Source organism: Coleofasciculus sp. B1-GNL1-01, assembly GCF_040220235.1.
Classification (GTDB): domain Bacteria; phylum Cyanobacteriota; class Cyanobacteriia; order Cyanobacteriales; family Coleofasciculaceae; genus Coleofasciculus.
This window is the reverse complement of the sequence record NZ_JAVJTO010000068.1, coordinates 1-2,439: the sequence shown is the minus strand read 5'-3', so window position 1 is coordinate 2,439 and position 2,439 is coordinate 1. Positions and strand designations below refer to the sequence as shown.

The window sequence follows — 2,439 nt, the reverse complement described above, 5'->3', positions numbered from 1 at the left end:
AAAGATCTGTGAAAGGGGATAGTGGGGAGGGCAAAATGTCAAGCTCAATAAATGCGCTTGCCAATCATGGAATTCGTCAGGCAAACCGGGTTCCTCCGGATATTCACTCGGAAGATCATACATCGTCGGTAGCGTTTCTTTGGGTGAACCCTGTGGATCGGTTTGAGGAGTGGGATAGTTGAATGAAACCATGGACGGGAATTGTTAGGAAAACTGGCTTTATCCTAACAATCGCGATTGAGTGTGAATTGCGCGGATCTTCAATATACAAACTGATACCAAATCCGGGGAACGCTACCCCCGTTATAACCCAGTCCGCGCAGGCGGACTTTGGCAAGTGCAAGTGTAAGTGTAGCAACGATTTCAATCGCCTCCTCTTGCTAGATGTGCCATGAACCCTCTATCCCTATATAATTAGCTCATAAGAATTAACAAAACTTAAGGCGGAATCGGAGAAATAAATGGCACTGATCACCACCGGAAAGACGTTCATTCGGGATTTAGAACAGTCCGGCACATTGGCATTGTATGCTCCCTTAGAAGGGGGATTTGAAGGACGTTATCGGCGACGACTGCGGGCGGCGGGTTATACGACGATTTCCCTCTCCGCTAAAGGATTGGGCGATCCAGCCGCTTATCTGACGGGTGTTCACGGTGTCCGTCCGCCGCATCTGGGGAAGAAAACCATCGGTCAAAGCGCGGCTGTGGGTGAGGTTTATTTTGTCCCGCCTATCCTGACGTATCAGTTGGAAACCCTACCGGCTAAGTCGAAAGGGATGGTACTGTGGCTGATTGAGGGCAGTAGTCTGTCGCGCCAAGAACTGGAATATCTGATCGCCTTGCCTAAACAGGAGAAGCGGGTGAAAGTGGCGATTGAAATGGGAGGCGATCGCTATTTCCGTTGGCAGCCGCTTCAGGAGACCTTATCTGAGTTGGTATCCTAACCCTGTAGAGACGTTCCATGGAATAAAAGGGCGGGTTTAGTCAAGTTATCGGCTTACACCAAAACGTTTTCGGTAAAACCCGCCCCTACAGCCCTTCTCAGCAACTGTCGCCACCGTAAACTTGGCGATCGCCTAGTGGTGGGTTTGATACCCTTGAGAAGGACTGTAGTAGATTTGGGAACGTTTTTATGCTGGAGAAACGAGATTATACCTTAATCATTGATAAAAGCGGCAGTATGTCAATTCGGGATCAGTATTCTGGCAAAAGCCGCTGGGATGTTATGCAAGAGTCTACTCTGGCTTTAGCGAATAAATGTGAAGAATTTGATCCTGATGGCATTACCATTTACCTATTTTCGGGTCGCTTCAAACGCTATGATGGCGTGACAGCTAATAAAGTCATGCAGGTATTCCAGGAAAATGAGCCATCAGGACGCACAGACTTGGCATCTGTCTTGGAAGATGCTCTCAATAACTATTTTCAGCGCAAAACTAGCGGTCAGACTAAGTTGAATGGTGAAACCCTACTGGTGGTTACGGATGGGGAACCCGATGACCGCAAAGCGGTGATGAAGGTGATTATCGAAGCGTCACGCCGAATTGATAAGGATGAAGAGTTAGCGATTTCTTTTATCCAAATTGGCAGTGATCCTCAAGCGACGAAGTTCCTCAAGATTCTGGATGATGAACTGCAAGGTGCGGGGGCGAAGTTTGACATTGTAGATACGGTCACGATTGAGGATATGGAGGACATGACCTTAACGGACGTGTTACTCAATGCTGTAATCGATTAGATAACCAAGTGAGCGTGTGTTTTAGAACACAGGGGGTGCATTTACCTTATCTGTGAATATTATGCTGTTTGGGTTTAGTATCCGATCCTTACCTCAGGCGATCGCTCATAATAGGTGTCAAGGGATTCGGTGTCAGAGTCTGTATGGTCAAGCTGATTACAATAGAAGATATAAAGGACATGACCGTTGAGGATATGTCCTTAACTATAATCGTTGATAACAAAATCTCTCGTAACTGAGAGTCTCGTCTTATGGCAGAATCCCTTGATGACTTATTAAACCAAATTAAAGCCGAATATCAAGAAAAAGACCAGGGAAAACCCCCGGAGAAAAAACCTCTGTTGGATGAGGATGACTTGAAGTCCCCCCCAACGAATTCGTCAACCTATCAACCCATTTCCTCATCCCCATCTTCGCGATCGCCTGTAGAAGATGCTATGCTTTCAGAACTGAATGCTGAGTTTGAGGAGAAAGAGAGCGAAGCCGAACGCAAACGACAGCAGCAACTGCAAGAAGAAGAACTCAAGGCAAAACAGCGAGAACAGCGTAAACGGGAAGCCCTGTCACTTGAACCATATCCTGTCCAAAGTGGAAGCATAAGCTGTCCCCAAACCTGTGGTCAATTTATGCTTCCAGTGAGTAGGAGAGGTTAACTTGACTTGAACTGGAAACAAGTAGCTACCTGGAGAGAGACTTGGCAA

The 2,439-nt window shown here is 46.8% G+C and carries 3 protein-coding genes and 1 pseudogene; 3 read left to right on the top strand and 1 reads right to left on the bottom strand.

From position 1 onward, the window contains the following. Positions 1-192, bottom strand: a pseudogene (locus RID53_RS16595) (Uma2 family endonuclease); the annotation flags it as partial. A gap of 269 nt (positions 193-461) precedes the next feature. On the opposite strand from RID53_RS16595, the gene ndhN reads away from it, so the two are divergent. The 3 genes from ndhN (at position 462) to RID53_RS16580 (ending at position 2,391) form a co-directional block, all read left to right on the top strand. Beyond that, positions 462-944, top strand: a complete 483-nt coding sequence (gene ndhN / locus RID53_RS16590; protein ID WP_446389143.1) for an NAD(P)H-quinone oxidoreductase subunit N — start codon at positions 462-464, stop codon at positions 942-944. A gap of 188 nt (positions 945-1,132) precedes the next feature. Next, positions 1,133-1,738 (top strand): vWA domain-containing protein, encoded by a 606-nt coding sequence (locus RID53_RS16585; protein WP_006106437.1) that lies wholly within the window; start codon positions 1,133-1,135, stop codon positions 1,736-1,738. A gap of 251 nt (positions 1,739-1,989) precedes the next feature. After that, positions 1,990-2,391, top strand: a complete 402-nt coding sequence (locus tag RID53_RS16580; protein WP_446389142.1) for a salt stress protein, Slr1339 family — start codon at positions 1,990-1,992, stop codon at positions 2,389-2,391. Positions 2,392-2,439: the final 48 nt, after the last annotated feature.

What these genes read in the sequence shown, in the direction of transcription:
- RID53_RS16585 (WP_006106437.1), top strand. Translation starts at nt 1,133, where the DNA reads ATGCTGGAGAAACGAGATTATACCTTAATCATTGATAAAAGCGGCAGT.
- ndhN (WP_446389143.1), top strand. Translation starts at nt 462, where the DNA reads ATGGCACTGATCACCACCGGAAAGACGTTCATTCGGGATTTAGAACAG.
- RID53_RS16580 (WP_446389142.1), top strand. Translation starts at nt 1,990, where the DNA reads ATGGCAGAATCCCTTGATGACTTATTAAACCAAATTAAAGCCGAATAT.